16 protein-coding genes are annotated in these 21527 nt (G+C 37.8%); 9 read left to right on the plus strand and 7 right to left on the minus strand.

The window, feature by feature from the left end:
* The first annotated feature begins 1 nt into the window (after position 1).
* Both JN11_RS02895 and JN11_RS02900 read left to right on the plus strand, forming a co-directional pair.
* On the plus strand, positions 2-2599 hold the full coding sequence (locus tag JN11_RS02895) for an MGH1-like glycoside hydrolase domain-containing protein (protein WP_144909437.1): 2598 nt from the start codon (positions 2-4) through the stop codon (positions 2597-2599).
* A gap of 103 nt (positions 2600-2702) precedes the next feature.
* A complete protein-coding gene (locus JN11_RS02900; RefSeq protein ID WP_144909439.1) occupies positions 2703-3635 on the plus strand; it encodes a sugar phosphate isomerase/epimerase family protein in 933 nt (310 codons plus the stop codon).
* 52 nt (positions 3636-3687) lie between these two features.
* Here the strand turns inward: JN11_RS02900 and JN11_RS02905 are convergent, their stop codons facing one another.
* A complete protein-coding gene (locus JN11_RS02905) occupies positions 3688-4038 on the minus strand; it encodes a hypothetical protein (RefSeq protein WP_144909441.1) in 351 nt (116 codons plus the stop codon).
* Between the two features lie 21 nt (positions 4039-4059).
* The gene (locus JN11_RS02910; protein ID WP_144909443.1) at positions 4060-4338 is read right to left on the minus strand and encodes a hypothetical protein; all 279 of its coding nucleotides are present in this window, start codon (positions 4336-4338) and stop codon (positions 4060-4062) included.
* 202 nt (positions 4339-4540) lie between these two features.
* Here JN11_RS02910 and eat point away from each other — a divergent pair, with 202 nt between their 5' ends.
* From eat to eutC, 3 genes are read left to right on the plus strand one after another with little or no spacing between them, the layout of a single operon-like run.
* Entirely contained in the window at positions 4541-5878 is a 1338-nt protein-coding gene (gene eat / locus JN11_RS02915; protein WP_144909445.1) for an ethanolamine permease, read from the plus strand.
* Between the two features lie 53 nt (positions 5879-5931).
* A complete protein-coding gene (locus JN11_RS02920; RefSeq protein WP_246138928.1) occupies positions 5932-7305 on the plus strand; it encodes an ethanolamine ammonia-lyase subunit EutB in 1374 nt (457 codons plus the stop codon).
* A 33-nt stretch (positions 7306-7338) separates the two neighbouring features.
* Positions 7339-8091 (plus strand): ethanolamine ammonia-lyase subunit EutC, encoded by a 753-nt coding sequence (gene eutC, locus JN11_RS02925; protein WP_144909449.1) that lies wholly within the window; start codon positions 7339-7341, stop codon positions 8089-8091.
* A gap of 26 nt (positions 8092-8117) precedes the next feature.
* Here eutC and JN11_RS02930 read toward each other — a convergent pair whose 3' ends face one another.
* The 5 genes from JN11_RS02930 to JN11_RS02950 all read right to left on the minus strand — a co-directional run bounded on the left by JN11_RS02930 (position 8118) and on the right by JN11_RS02950 (position 14098).
* Positions 8118-8645: a DUF4251 domain-containing protein gene (locus JN11_RS02930; protein WP_144909451.1), complete on the minus strand. Its 528-nt coding sequence runs from the start codon at positions 8643-8645 to the stop codon at positions 8118-8120.
* Between the two features lie 139 nt (positions 8646-8784).
* Positions 8785-10668: a molecular chaperone HtpG gene (gene htpG, locus JN11_RS02935; RefSeq protein WP_144909453.1), complete on the minus strand. Its 1884-nt coding sequence runs from the start codon at positions 10666-10668 to the stop codon at positions 8785-8787.
* Between the two features lie 115 nt (positions 10669-10783).
* On the minus strand, positions 10784-11305 hold the full coding sequence (locus JN11_RS02940) for an NADPH-dependent FMN reductase (protein ID WP_144909455.1): 522 nt from the start codon (positions 11303-11305) through the stop codon (positions 10784-10786).
* A 95-nt stretch (positions 11306-11400) separates the two neighbouring features.
* Entirely contained in the window at positions 11401-12753 is a 1353-nt protein-coding gene (locus JN11_RS02945; protein WP_144909456.1) for a sensor histidine kinase, read from the minus strand.
* Complete coding sequence (locus JN11_RS02950) at positions 12743-14098, minus strand: sigma-54-dependent transcriptional regulator (protein ID WP_144909458.1); 1356 nt, start codon at positions 14096-14098, stop codon at positions 12743-12745. The genes JN11_RS02945 and JN11_RS02950 overlap by 11 nt, the downstream gene beginning before the upstream one ends.
* 417 nt (positions 14099-14515) lie before the next feature.
* Here JN11_RS02950 and JN11_RS02955 point away from each other — a divergent pair, with 417 nt between their 5' ends.
* From JN11_RS02955 to JN11_RS02970, 4 genes are all read left to right on the plus strand, one after another.
* Positions 14516-15769: an efflux RND transporter periplasmic adaptor subunit gene (locus tag JN11_RS02955; protein ID WP_144909460.1), complete on the plus strand. Its 1254-nt coding sequence runs from the start codon at positions 14516-14518 to the stop codon at positions 15767-15769.
* Between the two features lie 81 nt (positions 15770-15850).
* A complete protein-coding gene (locus tag JN11_RS02960) occupies positions 15851-16528 on the plus strand; it encodes an ABC transporter ATP-binding protein (protein ID WP_144909462.1) in 678 nt (225 codons plus the stop codon).
* Between the two features lie 223 nt (positions 16529-16751).
* Positions 16752-19160 carry an ABC transporter permease gene (locus JN11_RS02965; RefSeq protein WP_144909463.1) on the plus strand — a complete coding sequence of 803 codons (2409 nt, stop codon included), beginning with the start codon at positions 16752-16754 and terminating at the stop codon, positions 19158-19160.
* A gap of 2 nt (positions 19161-19162) precedes the next feature.
* Positions 19163-21520 carry an ABC transporter permease gene (locus JN11_RS02970; RefSeq protein WP_144909465.1) on the plus strand — a complete coding sequence of 786 codons (2358 nt, stop codon included), beginning with the start codon at positions 19163-19165 and terminating at the stop codon, positions 21518-21520.
* The last annotated feature ends 7 nt before the right edge of the window (positions 21521-21527 follow it).

The raw sequence follows: 21527 nt of genomic DNA on the forward strand, positions 1-21527 counted from the left end.
TATGAACGCAGAGCAATTGAGATTAAAAGATTCCACCTGGAAAAAATGGGGGCCATACGTAAGTGATCGGCAATGGGGAACAGTGCGTGAAGATTATAGTGCAAACGGCGATGCCTGGAACTACATAACCCATGATATGGCCCGCAGTAAAACCTATCGCTGGGGTGAGGAGGGTATTGGTGGAATCTGCGATAATGATCAATTGTTTTGTTTTGCTGTTTCTTTGTGGAATAAAAAAGATCCTATCATTAAAGAACGTTATTTCGGCTTAAGCAATCCCGAAGGCAATCATGGGGAAGATGTTAAGGAGTTATATTATTATTTGGATAACACGCCAACGCATTCTTACCAAAAAATGCTATACAAATATCCGCAGGGCGAATATCCTTATGCCTGGCTGGTTAATGAAAATAAAAGACGTGGTCGCAATGATCCGGAATTTGAATTGATTGATACGGGTTTATTTGAGCAAGATGCCTATTTCGATGTATTCATTGAATATGCTAAAAGTGCTGCAGATGATATCCTGATAAAAATTACTGTTCATAACCGTGGGGATAAGGAGGCTAAGTTAAATGTATTACCAACGCTTTGGTTTCGTAATACATGGTCGTGGGGATATGATGATTATATACCCGAAATGTCGTCCGATTCAAAAGGTATAGTTAGCGTTTATCATAAAACACTGGGTCAATTTTGGTTATGCGCAGAAGGGGCACCTGAGATATTGTTTTGCGAAAATGAAACCAATAACAAGCGGTTATACAATTATGAGGATGGCAAAAAGTTTTATAAAGATGGCATAAACGATTATATTGTTCATGGAAGCGACACCATTAATCGGCAGAATAACGGAACTAAGGCAAGTGTTAATTATGATTGCACAGTACCGGCAGATGGTAGCATAACTTTACGGCTCCGGTTATCAAAAGGTGTATCTACCTCTTTTGTGGATTTCGATCAGATATTTAACGCTCGTGTTATAGAAGCTGATGAGTTTTATAACGATATACAAAAGCGTAATGAAGATGCAGACAGACGGTTAGTACAGCGCCAGGCTTTTGCTGGTATGTTATGGAGCAAGCAATTTTATTATTATGATGTCCGTCACTGGATCAATGGTGATCCAGCTGAACCGTTGCCTCCTAAGGAAAGAGCTGAAAGTCGGAACAGCAAATGGATGCATTTAAATACAAAGGATATTATTTCAATGCCGGATAAATGGGAGTACCCCTGGTTTGCATCCTGGGATCTCGCGTTTCATTGTTTGCCATTGTCAACAGTTGATATGGCTTTCGCCAAAAATCAGCTTACGCTACTGGTAAAAGACTGGTACATGCACCCTAATGGGCAGCTGCCGGCCTACGAATGGGACTTTGGTGACGCCAATCCACCAGTTCATGCCATGATTACACTGAAAATTTACCAGCTGGATAAAGCAGCAAATAATGGCAAAGGAGATACCTATTTCTTAGAACGCATTTTCCATAAGCTGATGCTAAACTTTACCTGGTGGGTAAATCGTAAAGATGCCCAGGGTAATAATATTTTTGAAGGTGGGTTTTTAGGCCTTGATAATATTGGCGTATTTGACAGAAATGCCCAGTTGCCAATGGGTGAACAGTTAGAACAGGCCGACGGAACCAGTTGGATGGCAACCTACTCCTTAAACCTGCTCCGTATTGCAGCAGAGCTGGCAGTAACCAATAAGGCTTATAACGACATTGCAAGTAAGTTTTTTGAGCACTTTATTTACATAGCCGGGGCAATGTCTAATTTAGGCAAGGACAACGAAGGGCTTTGGGACGAAGCTGACGGCTTTTTTTATGACCAATTGCGATTGCCGAATGATGGTGTTGAGAAAATGAAGGTGAGGAGTATTGTTGGATTGATTCCTTTATTTGCTGCTGAAGTTTTGGATGAAAGTGATATTATAAATAACCCTATATTCAGAGATAGGTTATCCTGGTTTGCCCAGAACAGGCCAGATTTAGCTTCGCTTATTTCACGGTGGACGGAAACAAGAACTCCTGGTAAGCATTTAATAAGTTTGCTGCGTGGTTATAGGATGAAATCATTGCTTAAATATATGCTGGATGAAAATGAGTTTTTGAGTCCTCATGGTATCCGTTCGGTTTCAAAATATCATTTAAATAATCCGTATCACGTGGCACTTGACGGTATGGAGTTCAGCATTAAGTATACACCTGCTGAAAGTGATAGCGGACTTTTTGGGGGCAACAGCAACTGGCGAGGCCCAATCTGGATACCAATAAATTTTTTGTTTATCCAAAGCCTCAACAGGTTTCACGAATATTATGGTGATGATTATAAAATTGAGTGCCCAACAGGTTCTGGAAATTTCATGAACCTGCAACAGGTGGCCGATGAATTATACAACAGGGTTTCCAGCTTATTTTTAAAAGATAAAGATGGTAAAAGGGCTGTGTTTGGGCATTATAATAAAATGCAAACTGATCCCAATTTTAAAGATTATATATTGTTTTACGAATACTATGATGGTGATAACGGCCGGGGAGTAGGGGCATCCCACCAAACAGGTTGGAGTGGATTGATAGCTAACTGTTTACATATGTAAACCAGGTTTTGTGTTTAATGTGTTTAAATGACACAATAAATTTTTTAATTCAGTTTTAATCATTTAGTTTTACGTAACCACATAAACTAAATTACTTTTTAACATGAATTTAAACAGGCGCAAATTTTTGCAGGGTGCAGGTACGCTGGCACTTGGTAGTATAGCTTTTTCAGGAAAAGCTGGTTCATTGTTCAATTTCATGGCTCCACAACATCCTGTTGGGCTGCAGCTTTTTACTTTTTTTGGAGTTATTGATGAGGATGTAAAAGGAACATTGACTAAAATAGCTGCAATAGGCTATAAAGAAATGGAATCAGCTTTTAGTAAAAAAGGTGGTTATTATGGTTTGAAACCAAAGGAATTTAAAGCGTTGGTGAACGATTTGGGAATGTCATGGAAATCGCACCATGTGCTGGGAGCCCCTTTTAAATTACCAAAAGGCTATAAAATGCCGCTTGGGGCTGATGGCAAGCCTATGGTACTCCCGCCCATGCGAAATTTGAGGGAAAATATGCAGCAACTAGTTGATGAAGCAGCAGAAGGTGGCATACAATACCTGGTGTGTGCCAATTCACCTACAGGAACTTTAGACGAGATCAAATCCACCATTGAGGTATTAAACAAAACAGGAGAAGCAACTAAAAAAGTGGGTATCCAATTCGCCTATCATAATCATGATATGGAGTTTCACGATATAGATGGAAAAATTCCTTATCACTTGCTCTTAACCGAAACAAATTCCGAAAATGTTAAAATGGAACTTGATTTGGCCTGGGCGGTTAAAGGAGGACAAGACCCCGTTGAATTATTTAAAGCTCATCCTGGTCGTTTCCCGCTTTGGCATGTAAAAGATTTAGATGCGGAAAGAAAAACTATACTTCCAGTAGGCAGTGGCACAATTGACTTTAAGCGGATTTTTGAGCATCAGGCCGATGCCGGAATGAAGCATTTCTTTGTTGAGCATGACGAGCCCAAAGACCCTTATGCAAGCGTTGAAAGTAGTTATAAATATATTACCCAAACTTTAAAAGCTTAGGTCCGCACAAAAAGGGAAGCATTCTGTGGTAATGAGTGCAACCCTTTTACTTTTATAGGGTAGGATAAGGCTTCATTACCGAACGTATACCTTTTACGCGGCTTTTTAGCCAGGTATAAATAGATGAATTTTCGAGGTAATTTCTTATGCTGTCATCATTTCTGATGGCTGTTACCACATCTCTCAAAATATTTTTCACAGGCGAGGTTTTGCTAACGGTAGTTACAATCTCTTCTAACTGGTCAGCATAAATCACAGCTTCGTATTCATTATCAAAAACCAAAAAAACCTTGTCTTTTCTTTTACCTTTTATTCCTTTTGAAGGCTCCGGCAAATGATAATTTTTAAAATCGGCAGAGGTAATCGGTTTCGGGCTGGTGGGTGGTAAGTTTATACGTAACATATTAATGAGTTTTGAAATTAATTATCGTGAGTAACTCTGTATAAATTCGTCATTCCTGATAGCCATAATAATATCATTTACGACTAAATACCGGGGTTCGGTTTTATCAGTTAACTGATAAGATAAAGCCTCCAGTTCATCAGCATAAGCAATGGCTTCCTCTTCATCTTCAAATTGTAATATCAAATCGTTATTAATCTCAGCTTCAACGCCATTCGGCGGCACCGGTAATTGAAGGATTTCAAAAGTTGAGAAATTTACTTGCGATGTCGTATTGGAAGGAACGTTGATTCGTAGCATAATTTTAGTTTAAAAATAACTTATATCATTACTTACGGAACACCACAAAGGTAAAGGTGTTTTAATAAAGTTAATATTTTGTAATTGTTAAAAATAACGTTTTAATGTTGTCTTTATGTTAACGGTTTTATAATAAACAGTATTTTGAAATTAAGGCAGCAATGACTATTTTAAGGCGACAATAAACAGCAAAAAGTAGCCTATGGCAAACGTAAAAACAGAATATTTAAAAAGAGTTTTAAAGCCTATTCATTTATGGGCAATTGCGGTAGGTTTAGTTATTTCGGGCGAGTACTTTGGTTGGAACCTGGGCTGGGGAGTATCGGGTACTATAGGTTTTTTAATAGCCACTTTGGTGATAACAGTAATGTACATCACTTTTATTTTTAGTTATACCGAATTAACAACAGCTATACCACATGCAGGTGGCGCTTTTGCCTATGCTTATAGGGCGATGGGGCCATTTGGAGGTTTGGTTGCAGGTTATGCCACTCTCATTGATTTTTTGTTTGCTACACCTGCAATAGCCTTCGCTTTGGGGGCCTATATTCATTTTTTATATCCCGAGATATCCGTTTTATATTCTGCGTTATTTTTTAATGTGGTATTTATTGTCATTAATATTTTAGGAGTAAAGGAGTCGGCAAATTTTTCGGTATTTATTACATTACTGGCGGTTGCTGAATTGCTACTATTTATGGGTATTGTAAGTCCACATTTTAAAATGAGCAATTTTGTAAGTCACCCCATGCCGTTTGGTTATTCAGGTATTTTCGCAGCGCTACCCTATGCTGTGTGGTTTTATTTGGCTATAGAGGGGGTTGCCATGGTAGCTGAAGAGGTTAAAGAACCTAAACGTAATATCCCAAAAGGTTATATCTCCGGTTTAGCTACGCTCATATTTTTAGCTTTGGGTGTGATGATTCTTACCGGTGGCATAAGCGACTGGCGCAAATTAAGTGGTCTCGACTATCCACTACCTGAAGCCATTAACATAGCCCTGGGAAAAGGCAATAATTTAACAAAAATATTTGCCAGCATTGGTTTGTTTGGATTAATTGCCTCTTTCCATGGCACAATACTGGCTTCATCAAGGCAAGTATTTGCAATGGCCCGTAGCGGTTATATGCCCCGGTTTTTATCAAATATTAATCATAAATTTAAGACCCCGCATTGGGCCATTATTTCAGGCGGAGTGATTAGCTTTATTGCATTATATACAGGTACAACCAATCAGATAGTAGTAATATCTGTAATGGGGGCAGTTTTGATGTATATGATGAGTATGATAAGCCTGTTTATTTTGCGGGTTAAGGAGCCTAACCTCGAGCGGCCATTTGCTTCTCCTTTTTATCCGGTATTTCCGTTCGTGGCACTCATTATTTCGGCTGTTACGCTGTTTGCTATAATATACTTCAATTTTATACTGAGTATTTACTTTTTTGTTGGGCTTGCCGGGGTTTCAGTAGTATTTGTATTAATGGGAAAACATAAAATAAAGTTAGTTGAGGATTTTATGGTAGCTCCAATTAATCTATAAGTTTGAATTATTATTAAATCAATTTCTGTCAATCAATAATTCAATAATAAATTGTGTATCAATATACGGTTCGTGATATAGTTTACCGGTTTAGTGATTTAAAAACATTGCTGGCCAAAGCATCGCCATTTCGTACAGGAGATGCGTTGGCTGGGGTATGTGCTGAATCTTATGAAGAACGCGTTGCCGCTCAAATAGCACTAGCTGACGTGCCTTTAAATTTTTTTTTGAATGAAACCATTATTCCTTATGAACAGGATGAAATAACCAGGCTTATTATAGATAGTCATGATTCAGGGGCTTTTAAATTAATCAGTCATTTAACAGTCGGTGGTTTCCGCGATTGGTTGTTAAGTGATGAAACAGATGCACTGGTATTAAAGAGCATTGAAGCTTGTGTAACTCCAGAAATGGCCGCGGCTGTATCTAAACTGATGCGTAACCAGGATTTAATCGCGGTAGCAAAAAAATGTGAGGTGATTACCCACTTCCGTAATACTATCGGCTTAAAAGGGCATTTTTCAACCCGCTTACAGCCCAATCATCCAACAGATGACCATAAGGGTATCGCTGCGAGTATGATTGATGGTTTACTATATGGAAGTGGCGATGCTGTAATTGGTATCAATCCGGCAACAGACAGCCCGGCAGCGGTAATGAATTTATTAACGCTGATTGATACTGTACGCCAGCAATTTGATATACCTACACAATCATGCGTGTTAAGTCATGTTACCACCACTATTGAACTGATTAATAAAGGGGCACCGGTTGATCTTTGCTTCCAGTCTATTGGTGGCACTGAGTTAACAAATTCAAGCTTTGGGATTAGCCTTGCCCTGTTGGATGAAGCATACGAGGCAACCTTATCTTTAAAACGCGGAACAATCGGACAAAATGTTATGTATTTTGAAACAGGGCAGGGCAGTGAGCTGTCTGCAAACGGGCATCATGGTGTTGACCAGCAAACCTGCGAGGTGAGGGGCTATGCCATTGCACGAAGATACAAGCCACTTTTAGTAAATACAGTAGTGGGTTTTATTGGCCCGGAATATTTATATGACGGCAAACAGATTATTCGCGCTGCATTAGAAGACCATTTCTGTGGAAAGTTGCTCGGTTTGCCAATGGGAGTAGACGTATGCTATACCAACCACGCGGAGGCCGACCAGGATGATATGGATAATTTGCTTACCCTGTTAGGCGTAGCAGGTTGTAACTTTATAATGGGTATACCTGGTTCAGATGATATAATGCTCAATTATCAATCCACCTCATTTCATGATGCTTTATATTTAAGGAAAGTGTTGGGATTAAGACCAGCTCCTGAGTTTGAACAATGGTTAATAAAACAGGGAATAGTGGATGACCGTGGAGAACTGATGCAGCTTAATCCATCACATAAATTATTAACGCATTTTTATTAAATTGTATCCAATATTTATCCGTGGTGTTTAACAATGGTCAATAAAGAAATTGAAAAAACTGATCCGCTAAGTTCTTTAAAGGAATTTACTGCTGCCCGTATAGCAATTGGCCGTACAGGTACCAGTATTCCTATAAAACAATCACTGGAGTTTAAGTTGGCCCATGCCCATGCACGCGATGCCGTATATTCAGTTCTGGATACCGATGGTTTATTAAATAGCATGCAGCCGTTTAACTTACCCATTTTACACTTACACAGCAAAGCGCTTACCCGGCATAAATATTTAAAAAGGCCAGACCTTGGACGACAATTAAATGAAGAATCAGCCGAACTTTTAAAAGATTATAGCACTAATGCAGACATTGCTTTTATTATTGTAGATGGGCTTTCAGCAACAGCGGTAAATGAAAATACCTATCCTTTACTGGAAGTTTTAATACCTCAGTTGAATAGAGCAGGTTTAAAAATTGCCCCTATATGCCTCGTTGAACAGGGCAGGGTAGCTATTGGAGACCATATAGGCCATCTTTTAAACGCGAAATTAACGGTATTGTTAATTGGAGAAAGGCCCGGACTAAGCGCAGCCGATAGTATGGGAGCTTATTTTACCTATATGCCGAAACCAGGCTTAACAGATGAATCACGAAACTGTATTTCAAATATTAGGCCGCAAGGCTTAACCCATAAACCTGCGGCCGAAAAAATATTTTATTTAATAAATGAAGCCCTTAAAAGAAAGCTTTCAGGGGTTGCGTTAAAAGACAATGCCGGATTACTTGAGTAGAGTCCATTGGTGTATTTCATTATCTTCTATTTAGATTTTATATCTTCTATAGTACCATCAAATGAAATCATATCCCTATTACTGCTTACTACTTGTAATGATGCATAGCCGCTGGTTGATATATTTAGTGTCATCTGCTGCACACTTCTCCAATTAGCCATGTTGGTATCCTTTGGCTTAATAGAAATAAGCCAGCTGCCATTTTTATTTTGTTTGGTAACATAGCTGAAATTACCACTCTTAAATTTAATACCACCTTCATTTGTATAGATATCATTCGGGGCTGTATAAGCACGTCCATAATAAGGTAAATATGCAGTTATAGTATCTTTAGTTACTATAAGGTCATAGTAATCAGGAGTTAAATTTTTCTGACTTCCTCTTAAAGGTAAAGCATAGTTTGCTTTAAAAACGTAAACACCACTATCAACCATTTTTTTGATAGCTGCTTTTTTGACGGCTTGCTTTTCTTGTTTTGTACTTTGCGCAAATACAATAGTTGATCCGCAAGTAAAAATGGTAAATACAATGAGTATTCTGACTAATGTTTTCATAACTAATGATATAATAGGTTAAGTGATGGCGGTATATTAACGAATGCTAAATCTTAATACTAAGTTAAAGTTTTTTAAATAAAAAAGCCACTCCCTAAAGAGTGGCTCTTGTTTATATATGGAACGTTTAATTCAATTATTAGATCAAATTAACACTACGGTTTACAAACTCAGTAAGCTCAGCACCGGTTAACAGGCCTTGCGAAAGTAAAGCAAGGTCAAATGCCTGTTTTGATAATGCAGCTTGCACTTCAGTATTTTCCTCGTTTAATATGCGGCTTATCAGTTTGTGGTTGCCGTTTACAATAACTTTATAATTATCAGGCATACTGCCATAAAAGCCCATTCCGCCGCCCATTGCGGCCATTTCTTTCATACGGCGCATAAACTCGTCCATGGTTACAGTTACCGGTAATTCATCGGGGTTTAAACTTTCCAGTTCAACTTTGTAAGCCGGTTTGTTAATAGCTTTATTAAAAATGTCTTTAACTTTTGTAGCTTCTTCTTCTGTTAAAACATGTTCAAGGGCATCTTCCTTTTTAATCAATTTATCAGCAACATCGGCATCAACACGTTTAAATGAAGTTTTATCCAGTTTCTGCTCTAAATGGCCAATAAAATGGTTGTCAATTGGAGAATTCATCAGTAAAATATCATAACCTTTTTTATTGGCTGATTGAATGAAAGCATCTTGTTTAGCGGGGTCATTAGTATAAATATACACTAGTTGGCCATCTTTGTCAGTTTGCTCAGGAGTTACTTTGTCTTTATACTCGTTTAAAGTATAGTTTTCATTTTTGGTATTGCTTAACAGAACAAAGTCTTTGGCTTTATCATAAAACTTCTCTTCGCTCACCATTCCGTATTTTACGAAAAGGCCAATGTCTGTCCATTTTTCTTCAAATGCTTTACGGTCACTTTTAAATAATTCTGCCAATTTATCGGCTACCTTTTTGGTGATGTAGCTGTTTATCTTTTTTACATTACCATCAGCCTGTAAAAAACTGCGTGATACGTTAAGCGGAATATCCGGTGAATCAATTACACCATGTAACAACATTAAAAATTCAGGAACGATGTCTTTTACCTCGTCAGTAATAAATACCTGGCGGGAGTAAAGTTTGATCTTGTTTTTCTGAACTTCAAAATCATTTTTAAGTTTAGGAAAGTATAAAACACCGGTTAGGTTAAACGGATAATCAACATTTAGGTGGATCCAGAATAAAGGATCTTCTGAGAAAGGATAAAGCTGTTTATAAAAGTCGAGATAATCCTCATCCTTTAAATCATTTGGTGATTTTGTCCAGATAGGATTGGTTTCATTAATGATGTTATCAGTTTCAACTGATTTGTATTTGGTTTTACCTTCTTCATCAACACCATCTTCTTCTTCCTGGGTGTTGGTGCCAAATTTAATAGGTACAGGTAAAAACTTGCAATATTTATCCAATATTTCCTGCAGGCGATGTTTACTTAAAAACTCTTCAGAATCTTTATTGATATGAAGGGTAATTTCTGTACCTCGTTCTGCTAAACTACCTTCGCTTATTTCAAATTCAGTACTGCCATCACAGGTCCAGTGTGCAGGTTCGGCACCATCCTGGTAAGATAAGGTTTCAATTTCAACCCTGTCGGCCACCATAAATGCAGAATAAAAGCCTAAGCCAAAACGACCGATAATCTCATTGGCGTCTTTTGATTCTTTAAACTTCTCCATAAATTCGGTAGCCCCGGAGAAAGCGATCTGGTTGATGTATTTCTTGATCTCATCGGCGGTCATACCTAAACCATTATCAGAAATAGTAATGGTCTTTGCTTCTTCATCAAAAGCAACTTCTACACGAAGATCGCCCAGTTCGCCATTGTATTGTCCTAATGAACTTAAGCGTTTAATTTTTTGGGTAGCATCAACAGCATTTGATACTAACTCACGTAAGAAAATCTCGTGATCAGAGTACAAAAACTTTTTAATGATGGGGAAAATATTTTCGGTATGGATCGAAATTGTGCCTTTTTCTTGCATAATTCTTTTAATTGATTGAAGTTAACGTTTTAGTGATACTTGCAATCATCAACCCTTGTTCCAAAGTGAGTAATGTTGCCAAATTGACAGCATTGCAAGGACTTAAGTCAAATAACTATTTAATAGCTGTTAAAAAGGCATCTAATAATGAAAGCAAAGACTCTTTAGTTCCCGGATCTTTTACTTCGCCGCTTTCCATTTTTGAGCGGATATAAGGAATAAGAAGTGTTGCATCTTTTATTAAATTTGCATCAATCGCGCCTAATATTTTAATCAGTGCCTCATGTGCATTCTGGCCCCCAGTTGAGGCAGTTATTAAGGCGGTAGGTTTACCAGAAAATGATCCGCTTGAAACGGTCCAGTCCAAAGCGTTTTTCAACTGCCCGGGTACGCCAAAGGCATATTCAGGTGTACAGATAATAATTCCGTCGGCTCCCTTTATAAAGCTTCGAAGGTCTGCCACTGTATCGGGTGGAAGCTCATGATCATTTCCGGGATCAAAAGGAGGGATGCGCGCCAAATTTTCATAAATAAAATAGCGGGTATCAGCAGGCATCATTTTGCCTAAAAAATGAAGGATAGCATGATTTGATGACCCTGAGCGCAGGCTGCCGGATATGGCAAAAATTCTTTTCAACCCTTATGAAACTATTGTTGGATACGTTAATGAATTAATCTCAAAGCAAAATAACAAATTAAAATTGAGATTAGCCATTGGTACGGTATATCAACCTAATGGGTTGTGCTAAACTGTAAAATAAAGGCTGAGCCCACGCCATCTGTTGATTGCACCTGGATATTGCCTTTATGCAGCAGCATAATTTGTTTACACAAACTTAAGCCAATTCCACTACCGCTTTTACGTGTACTGAAAAATGGGATAAATATTTTATCTAATAGTTCAGGAGGCATTCCTAGTCCATTATCAACTACTTTAACCAAAATTTTGTTATTCTGGACTTCCGCCGCCAGGGTTAATCGTGGCTCTTCACGGTCTTTTACTGCTTCAACGGCATTCACCATTAAATTAATCATTACCTGTTCAATAAGGTTAAGATCGGCTTCAATGAAGAGTGTAGGGTCACGTAAAATAATTTCAAGGTCGATGTGTTTTTTCTCTAAAGTAGGTCGCATCAGGCTATTAAGCGTTTCGAACAGGTTGCGAACCAATATTTTAGTGAGGTCAAGTTTAGTAATCTTGTTAAGGTTTCGGTAGCTTTCGGTAAACTTAAGTAGGCCTTCACTTCTTCTTTTAATGGTATCAATGCCTAATTCAAGATCTTCCAGCTGACTGCTTACCGGACTGTTTGCAATTTCAGGACTTTTTAAACGATTTTTTAGGGTATCGGCCAATGACGAAATAGGGGCTACAGAATTCATGATCTCATGGGTCATTACATTCAATAGCTTTTGCCATGCTTTTGATTCCGTTTCATCCAGTGCTTCACTCACATTCTGAAATGCCACCAGCTTATATATTTTATCCTCGCTTCGCATCACGCTGGCTGTTATCAGAATTTTTACCAGTTGTTGATTACGTGATAACGTTATTATTTTAGCATCCCCAGGTTTAATCTTAATGATTTCATCGTATAATACTTCTTCGCGCTTTTGTAAGGAATGGATAGTTTTCAGATAAGGTACACCAATCAGGTTTTTAAAAGCTTCGTTTATCCAGCCTGTCTCACCATTTTCCTGTTCGTATGATAATATACCAGTATCAACCAGTTCCAGTATCTTTTGTAAATAGTGGTATTGGGTTTCACGTTCGCGGCTTATCAGTTTAAAGGTTGTATTGATTTCGTTAAAGCCTTTACGCAGTGGCTTAAGTTCATTGGGGGCTTTACGTACATCAAAATGTCTCGAAAAATCACGATAGTGAATGGATTCAACAAACTGACTAACCTCGTCCTGTGCCTTTTTTTGAAACCTGATCAGATCAATTACCTCATAAACAGAAAGCGTAATGGTGATTACCAGAAAAACATACAGCCCCTTTACCACCAGTATGGAGGTAACAGTAAGGGTAAGAAACATCAATATTACCCGCAGCACCAGCCGCCATTCGTAGCGTTTAAATATCATATTTGCTTAATCTGCGGTATAAAGCGGTGCGCGTTAGTCCTAATTCTTTAGCTGCCCGGGTAATATTGCCATTATGCTTTTCAATTACCTTTAAAATGGCATTTTTCTCCATGATGCTTAATGGGACGTTATCATCATCAACCGCTAAATCGGCAGTGGTTTCTAAAATAGAGAATATAAGATCATCCGGTTTCAATACATGGTCATCAGCCATAATTACTGCCCTTTCAATAGTATATTGTAACTCGCGCACATTACCCGGATAATTATATGATTTCAACTTCTGTAAAGCTGAGGCATCAAAATCCATTGATGGTTTTAAGTACTTACTTGCATAAAGCTTGGCAAAATGGCGTGCCAATATTACAATATCTTCATTGCGTTTGCGCAATGGTGGCATATTAATTTCGACCGTATTGATACGATAGATAAGATCTTTTCTGAAGCGATTTTCATTAGCAAGTTCACTAAGTGGCGCATTTGTAGCACAAATCAGCCTGATATCAACATCAACTGCCTTATTGGTTCCCAATCTGGTTACCTGTCTGTTTTGTAAAACAGTTAACAGTTTTGCCTGTTGCTGCAGCGATATATTACCAATTTCATCCAGAAATAAAGTGCCACCCTGGGCTTCTTCAAATCGTCCGATCCTGTCCTCACGGGCATCCGTATAAGCGCCTTTTTTGTGACCAAAAAGTTCACTTTCAAACAATGTATCGGTTAATGCACCTACATCCACTTTAACAAAAGGTTTACCTGCACGCAATGATCGCTCATGTATAGCTTTTGCCATCAGATCTTTACCAGTACCATTCTCACCTAAAATCAAAATATTGGCATCTGTGGGAGCGATCTTATTGACCTTGTGGAAAATATCCTGCATCACATCCGATTCACCCAGAATAGAGGTGTCTCCTCCACTTCCCTTTGTAACAGATTTGATTTGCTTAATGCCTTCTTTTTTATCTAGAAGTTCCTTAATGGTATCAATAAGTTTTTCATTGTGCCATGGCTTAACAATAAAATCATTTGCCCCTTCTTTTAGTGAGCGAACGGCCAAATCAATATCGCCATATGCAGTAATCATTATTACGCAAACTTCAGGCTTCCATTCTTTAACTTTGCGTAGCCAGTACAACCCTTCATTGCCTGTATTTATTGCACTGTTAAAATTCATGTCAAGCAAAACCAAATCCACTTGGTTACGCTGAAGCAGCCAGTTAAGATTTTCAGGATTTTTTTCGGTAATAACCTCATTTGCTTCTGTTTTTAATAGAAGTTTAACAGCAGTTAATACGTCAGGGTCATCGTCAACTATTAAAACAGTAGCTTTTTTTAGTATCATTATTTTTTAGTTCGTGGTGGATAAGAATATGTTTGTAAGCCGGGTACAAAGCTCAGTACTTACTACACATATCCAATAATACCATAATTATCAATTATTATCCAAATGTTTATAAATTTATGATGAATCATAACGTATAGACTTACTAAGCCATTATCAATTTTTATGCTAAAAGTATAAACAATAAAGAAGGTGAGCTATAAATAGTTAGTTATGAACTATTAATCGTTGTATATGAATAATAGAGTGGTCTTAACATCATAAACGGGTAAATAAGTATTGTATCATAACCGTACACTTGTTGTAACAGAAGCGTACGCCTTATTTAGTTAAATGTGGTTTAATTTATTGAAATACAGTTATTTAATTTGTGGCATGTGTTTTTATAACTAACTATCAAAATATAAAACAACAACAGTGGACAGAATAATTGAAAAAAAGACCTGGAATACCAAAAGGATACTGACAATTGCCGGCATAACAGCCCTTGTTTTACTTATTGCCGGTGCCATTTACTCTACATCTGGCAAAAGTAAGCTTGATGTTGATACTGAACGTTTAACTATCAGCACAATAACAAAAGGACCGTTTCAGGAAAATATTCCGGTGAATGGTGTGGTAATGCCATTAACTACCATTTATCTGGATGCTACAGATGGGGGAAGAGTGGAACAAAAGTTTGTTGAAGACGGAGCTATACTTAAAGTAGGCGACCCTATTATAAAATTATCAAATACAGATCTTGAACTAAGATTGGCTGATGAGCAAACTGCTGTTTACAATGCCGAAACGCAAATGCAAATATCTCATAACGCTGCTCAACAAAACACCATCTCCAAACTTAATTCAATGGCTGATGTGGATGTTGCTTTTAAAGAAGCAGAACGAATTTATAAACTGGATAAGGATTTATACAGCAAAAAGGCAATTGGATTGCAGGAATACCAAACTGCGGTTAATCAATATGATTATCAGTTAAAACGTAAAAAATTGGCCATGCAGATTCTGGTGCAGGATACTACATTGGTAAAGCAACAAGCACAACAGGCACAAGAGCAATACGCTCAAATGAAACAGACATTGGATCTTTTGAAGAAAAAAGTGAACGATCTGACTGTAAAAGCACATGTTGCCGGCCAATTAACTTCATTTGATTCAGAGATTGGCCAGGATAAAAAAGCCGGTGATCCCTTAGGTCAAATTGACGTGCAGTCGGGCTTTAAGGTTAGGGTTAGTGTTGAAGAACATTACTTATCTAGGGTTTTTACGGGCTTAACAGGTGATTTTCAGTTTGCCGACAAAACCTATAAACTGATTATAAAAAAGGTGTTTACGCAGGTAGCTAACGGTCAATTTCAGGTTGATATGGCTTTTGTTGGCCCTACACCAACAGGAATTAGAAAAGGACAGACTTTACAGGTAAGACTTTTCTTAAGTGACCCAACACAAGCGCTGTTATTGCCTAAGGGTGGATTTTTTCAGCAGACCGGTGGTAACTGGATATTCAAAGTAAGTGATGACGGAAGTAAAGCTTACAAGGTTGATATCCAAATAAACAGGCAGAGTCCTGATTATTATGAATTAACATCTGGATTAAAAGAAGGAGATAAGGTAATTACATCCAGCTACGAAACCTATGGCGACATACAGGAGCTGGTATTAAAGAAGTGACGCCAATAAACAAACTAATTAACTCAACTATAAACTAAAGAATAAATTACCCCATGCAACGGGACAATTAAGGAGGCACCAATGATAAAAATTACAAATCTTGAAAAATTTTACCGTACAGAAGAGGTAGAAACCATCGCTTTAAATAAGCTATCAATTGAAGTTAAAACAGGGGAGTTTGTGGCAATAATGGGCCCTTCAGGCTGTGGCAAATCAACCTTGCTTAATATTTTAGGTATGCTCGATGATCCGGATGAAGGTAGCTACGTTTTTAATGGAATTGAAGTAGCCCACTTTACTGAACGTAAACGTGCCGATCTGCGTAAGCACAATATCGGCTTCGTATTTCAAAGCTTCAACCTTATTGATGAATTAACCGTATTTGAAAATGTGGAACTTCCGTTGATCTACACTGGTGTTCCATCATCTGAGAGGGTTAAGCGCGTTGAGGAAGTATTGGACAAGATGCAGATCATGCATCGCCGTAATCACTACCCGCAACAGTTATCTGGTGGTCAGCAACAGCGTGTTGCTATTGCAAGGGCTGTAGTTAACAAGCCTAAATTAATACTGGCGGATGAGCCCACCGGTAACCTGGATTCAAGCAACGGTAACGACGTGATGGAATTGTTAACTGATTTGAACGAACAGGGTACAACCATTATAATGGTTACACACTCTGAGCATGATGCCCGTTACAGCCACCGTATCATCCGTTTACTGGATGGACAAACGGTAATGGAAAACATCATGATTTAAATGTTGAATAGTATTTAGCCATAAGTCCGAAGCTGCATAATTTCCCAATTAAAAATCAGCAACTAAGACTTCGGACTAAAAAATAGTTTATATAAGTTAATTAAGTGCCTCTGCTAACCCTCTCCAAAAAATGGAGAGGTTAGCTTGAGTTGAAATCTACTGCGATAAAATATCGCTCTGTTCTTATTGTAAGTATTTGATTATTAAAATAATATACATCGTCATGATAAAAAACTATATCAAAACAGCTTACCGTAGCCTTTTAAAAAACAAGGGCTTTACCATTTTAAATGTGTTAGGGCTATCTGTCGGACTGGCTACCTGTTTGTTGATTGTTTTTTACGTGGTTGATGAATTAAGTTATGACCGATATAACACTAAAGCCGGCAGAATTTACCGTATCTCTATCGATGCCAAGTTAAATGGAAACGCAGGTGTTTATGCTACATCAGAAGCTCCCTGGAAAAATATATTGAAAAGCAGCTTTCCACAAGTGGAAAATGTAGCAAGGCTAATAGATAAAAATGGGCTGTTTCTATCGCCTCAAAAATTCTATGTTAAAAAGAATAATGGCAATATTTTGGAGCGCAATATTGTTTTTACAGAATCGTCATTATTTGATGTTTTTACACTGCCCATGATTGATGGCAATGCAGCACATGCCCTTGATGAACCCAATACTGCGGTTATTACCGAAAGCACAGCAAAAAAATATTTTAATAAGGTTAATGTTACCGGACGTACATTAACTATAAATGATTCTAACACATTTAAAATAACGGGAGTAATAAAGGATATTCCTGCACAATCACAATTCCACTACGATTTTTTCTTATCATTTTCATCAAGACCCGAAAGTAAATCAAACAACTGGGGCTATGCAGGCTTACATACTTATTTGTTGTTAAAACCGGGTACCGATGTTGCTAAACTGGAAAAAGCACTTACCAATATTGATATAAAAAACTCCTATAATCCATCCACCTGGACAACCGGCGATAATCATCTGCGTGTTTTTTTAAAGCCATTGGCTGATATCCACCTTCGGGACGCTGATGCTCAATATACTTTAGAGAAGAGTGGCAATATCCAGTATGTGTACATATTTCTGCTCGTTGCTATATTCATATTGCTAATAGCTTGTGTAAACTTCATGAACCTTTCAACCGCGCGTTCATCAAATCGCGCCAGGGAAGTTGGGGTACGTAAAGTATTAGGTTCGGCACGAAAATACCTGGTAGCTCAGTTTTTAACTGAATCGGTTTTAGTAACATTTGTTTCTGCAGCTATAGCCCTCTTTTTAGCGTGGATGCTATTACCGTTATTTAATCAAATGGCTGATAAGCATCTGGAAATTACTCCACAAATTATTGCCTGGCTGTTACCTGCTTTACTGCTTGTAGTTTTGATAGTAGGCTTTTTGGCGGGTTCTTATCCGGCGTTTTATCTTTCATCATTTCAACCTATAGATGTATTAAAAGGTAAAATTGCTGCTGGCTTTAAGGGTGGTTTTTTGAGAAGCTTTTTGGTGATTTTTCAGTTCGCTATCTCCATTTTTTTGATTATCGGCACCCTGGTAATTTATAACCAGCTCAATTATATCCGTAATAAGGATCTTGGTTTCGACCGCGACCAGGTACTGGTTATTAAAAATGCCAATACGCTGGGTAATCAGGCTAAAATTCTAAAAAATGACTTGAAACAGTTGCCTGGCGTAGCAAATGCTACTTTATCATCCTATCAACCAACAGGAGATGAAGACCTTAAAACTGGATTATTTCCACATCGAAAAATTGATATTAAGGAAGATATATTAACTGAATTCTGGTCGGTAGATGAGGATTTTATTAATACTATGAATCTCAAACTAACCAATGGGCGTAATTTTTCGAAAGATATGTCCGGCGATACTGCCGGTATGATAGTTAACGAAGCGTTTGTCAGGAAGTTGGGACAACTGAACCCTTTGAATAAAGATGTTTATCGTTATAGCTATGGCTTACAGCAATACCACATTATAGGCGTGGTAAAGGATTTTAATTTTGCCTCTTTAAGGGATAACATCACGCCATTAGCCATGGTTTATGATTTTGACAACGGTGCAATCAGCGTAAAACTTCATTCAGCAAACCTAAGCGCTTTGATGGCGCAAATAGCAGGTAAATGGAAAGAACTATCGCCTAATCAGCCATTCACTTATTCATTTATGGATCAGGATTTTGATGCTACTTATCGTACAGAGCAACGTTTTGGCTCAATGTTCATCTCATTCAGTACGTTAGCAATTATTATTGCCTGCTTGGGATTGTTTGGACTGGCTGCTTACGCTGCTGAACAGCGTACTAAAGAAATCGGCATCCGCAAAGTTTTGGGTGCAAATATCTCAACCATTGTGGCCATGCTTTCAATGGATTTTATTAAACTGGTATTCATCTCCATATTAATTGCAACACCAATTGCCTGGTGGGCTATGCAAAAATGGCTGCAGGATTTTGCCTATCGAACTACTATACAATGGTATATTTTGGCTGCAGCCGGAGCTACAGCAATTACAATAGCGTTTATTACTATTAGTTTTCAATCTATAAAAGCTGCATTGAGCAATCCGATAAATAGTTTAAGGAGTGAATAAATATGTTAAGGAACTATGTAATTATTACATTCAGAAACATCAGGCGTAACCTTAGTTATGCCTTTTTGAATGTTTTTGGCCTTACTTTAGGTATTGCCTCCTGTTTGGTTATATTTCTTATTGTTAGAAATGAGCTTAACTATGATGATTATAGCAAGGCTGATCGTATTTACAGGGTAACTCTTAACGCCATTGATTTTAATTCAAATGTTGCATTGGCCGTTGCCCCGGCGATGCGAAACGACTTTCCGGAGCTAGAGCAGGTGTCGCAGGTAATGTATAGTCATGAAGTAATGATTAAAGTAAATAATAATCATTTTCGCGAAAACGATTTTGCTTTTACTGATGAACATTTTCCTGCAATATTCAACCTCCGCTGGATTAGCGGTGATCCCAAAACTGCACTTAAAGAACCCAATAGCATTGTCATTACAGAAAGCATTGCTAAAAAATATTATGGTGATAAGAACCCAATGGGTGAGATTATTAATTTAGAGAATGAGATCAATGTTAAGGTAACAGGTGTTATACAAGATCTTCCGGGTAACAGAAGCTTACCGCTAAAGATGTTCGTATCAATTGAAACGATCAAGAATCAGTTAAAAAACCAGATGTCAAATTTTTGGAATATTGGTGGTGGTTATTTTACTTTTATTTTGCTCCCGCAGCATTATTCTATACAACGAATTCAACATAAAATACCTGCATTTCTTCATAAAAACTGGAACCTTGATCCTAAAGAGGTTAGACTGCCACTTCAACCACTAAAAGACATTCATTTTGATCAGCGTTATATCAATAATATTGTAACACCAACTTCAAAGGATACCTATTATGCCCTGTTTGGGGTAGCATTGCTTATTATTATTACTGCATGTATTAATTTTATTAACCTGGCCACCGCACAGGCCATAAAAAGAGCTAAAGAAGTTGGCGTGCGCAAAGTTTTAGGAGCGCACCGGTCACAATTGGTTAAACAATTTATGGGCGAAACAACAGTACTGATATTAATTGCCCTTGTTTTAGGTGTTGGTATTGCTGCCACTTTTTTATCACAAGCCGGTACCTGGTTAAATGTAAAAATTGATGCAAGTGAGTTGGCACAGCCGCTGGTAATAGGTGTTATAGCTGCATTAACTATTTTGGTTATATTACTGGCAGGCTTGTATCCTGCTTTTGTTCAATCGGCTTATCGACCCATTGATTCATTAAAAAACCAAACAGGGACACCTTCAAAAGGCTTCACACTGCGGAAGGGTCTGGTAGTGGCTCAGTTTGCCATATCGCAGATACTGATTGTGGGCACATTGGTTGTGGCGCACCAAATGGATTTTTTTGAAAATCAGGATTTGGGCTTTAATAAAGATGCTATTATCTCGTTCTATGTCCCCAATAATGCAAAGAAGGATGTTTTAGAGCACGCTTTGAGCAATAACCCCGATGTAAAACAAATTGCGTTTTCGAGCGGAGCTCCATCATACAATAATAATTTCGCAGGCTTTAGCGCTCCAGATCATGGTGTAATTAAAGATGACGTAACCGAAATGAAGTTTGTTGATGAAAACTATATTAATATGTTCGGTTTAAAGATGCTGGCGGGGCAAAAAGTAAATAAAGCTAATCCAAAAGATACAGTTCAGAACATTGTAGCCAACGAAACACTGATTCATAAATTGAGTATTATGGATCCCGAAAAAGCAGTTGGACAGCGCATTGTTTTGAATGGCCGACCGGCAAACATTATTGGCGTAGTACAGGATTTTCAAAGCGAATCAAAACATAAAAAAAGGCGAGCTTGTGTATTAATGTATTATGCTGATGCATTTTTTATGGCTAATGTGAAGTTGCAACCAAGAGCAATGAGTAATACTATTGATGATATTAATAAAACATGGACAGCGTTATTTCCTGATAATTTATTTGAGTACCAGTTTTTGGATGAGCATATCGCGTCATTCTATACACAAGAACAAAAAGTTTATACTGCTTTTAAGCTTTTCTCATCAATAGCTATATTAATTGGATGTTTAGGATTATACGGACTGATTTCATTTGCAGCCGCCCAACGTACCCGTGAAGTTGGTATCCGTAAAGTATTGGGCGCTCCGCTAATTAGCATAGTCGGCTTGTTTTCGAAAGAGTTTATCCTGCTTATTTCTATAGCGTTCTTTATTGCTGCTCCAATTGGTTATTATGCCATGCATAACTGGCTACAGAATTATGCTTACCATATCAACATTGGAGTTGGTACATTCTTAATTGCAATAGCAGCATCATTCATAATAGCAGCCATTACCATATCCTATCAAACAATAAAAGCAGCACTGGTTAATCCGGTTAACAGTTTAAGAAACGAATAAATAACCA

It is taken from the genome of Mucilaginibacter frigoritolerans (assembly GCF_007830615.1).
Taxonomy (GTDB): domain Bacteria; phylum Bacteroidota; class Bacteroidia; order Sphingobacteriales; family Sphingobacteriaceae; genus Mucilaginibacter; species Mucilaginibacter frigoritolerans.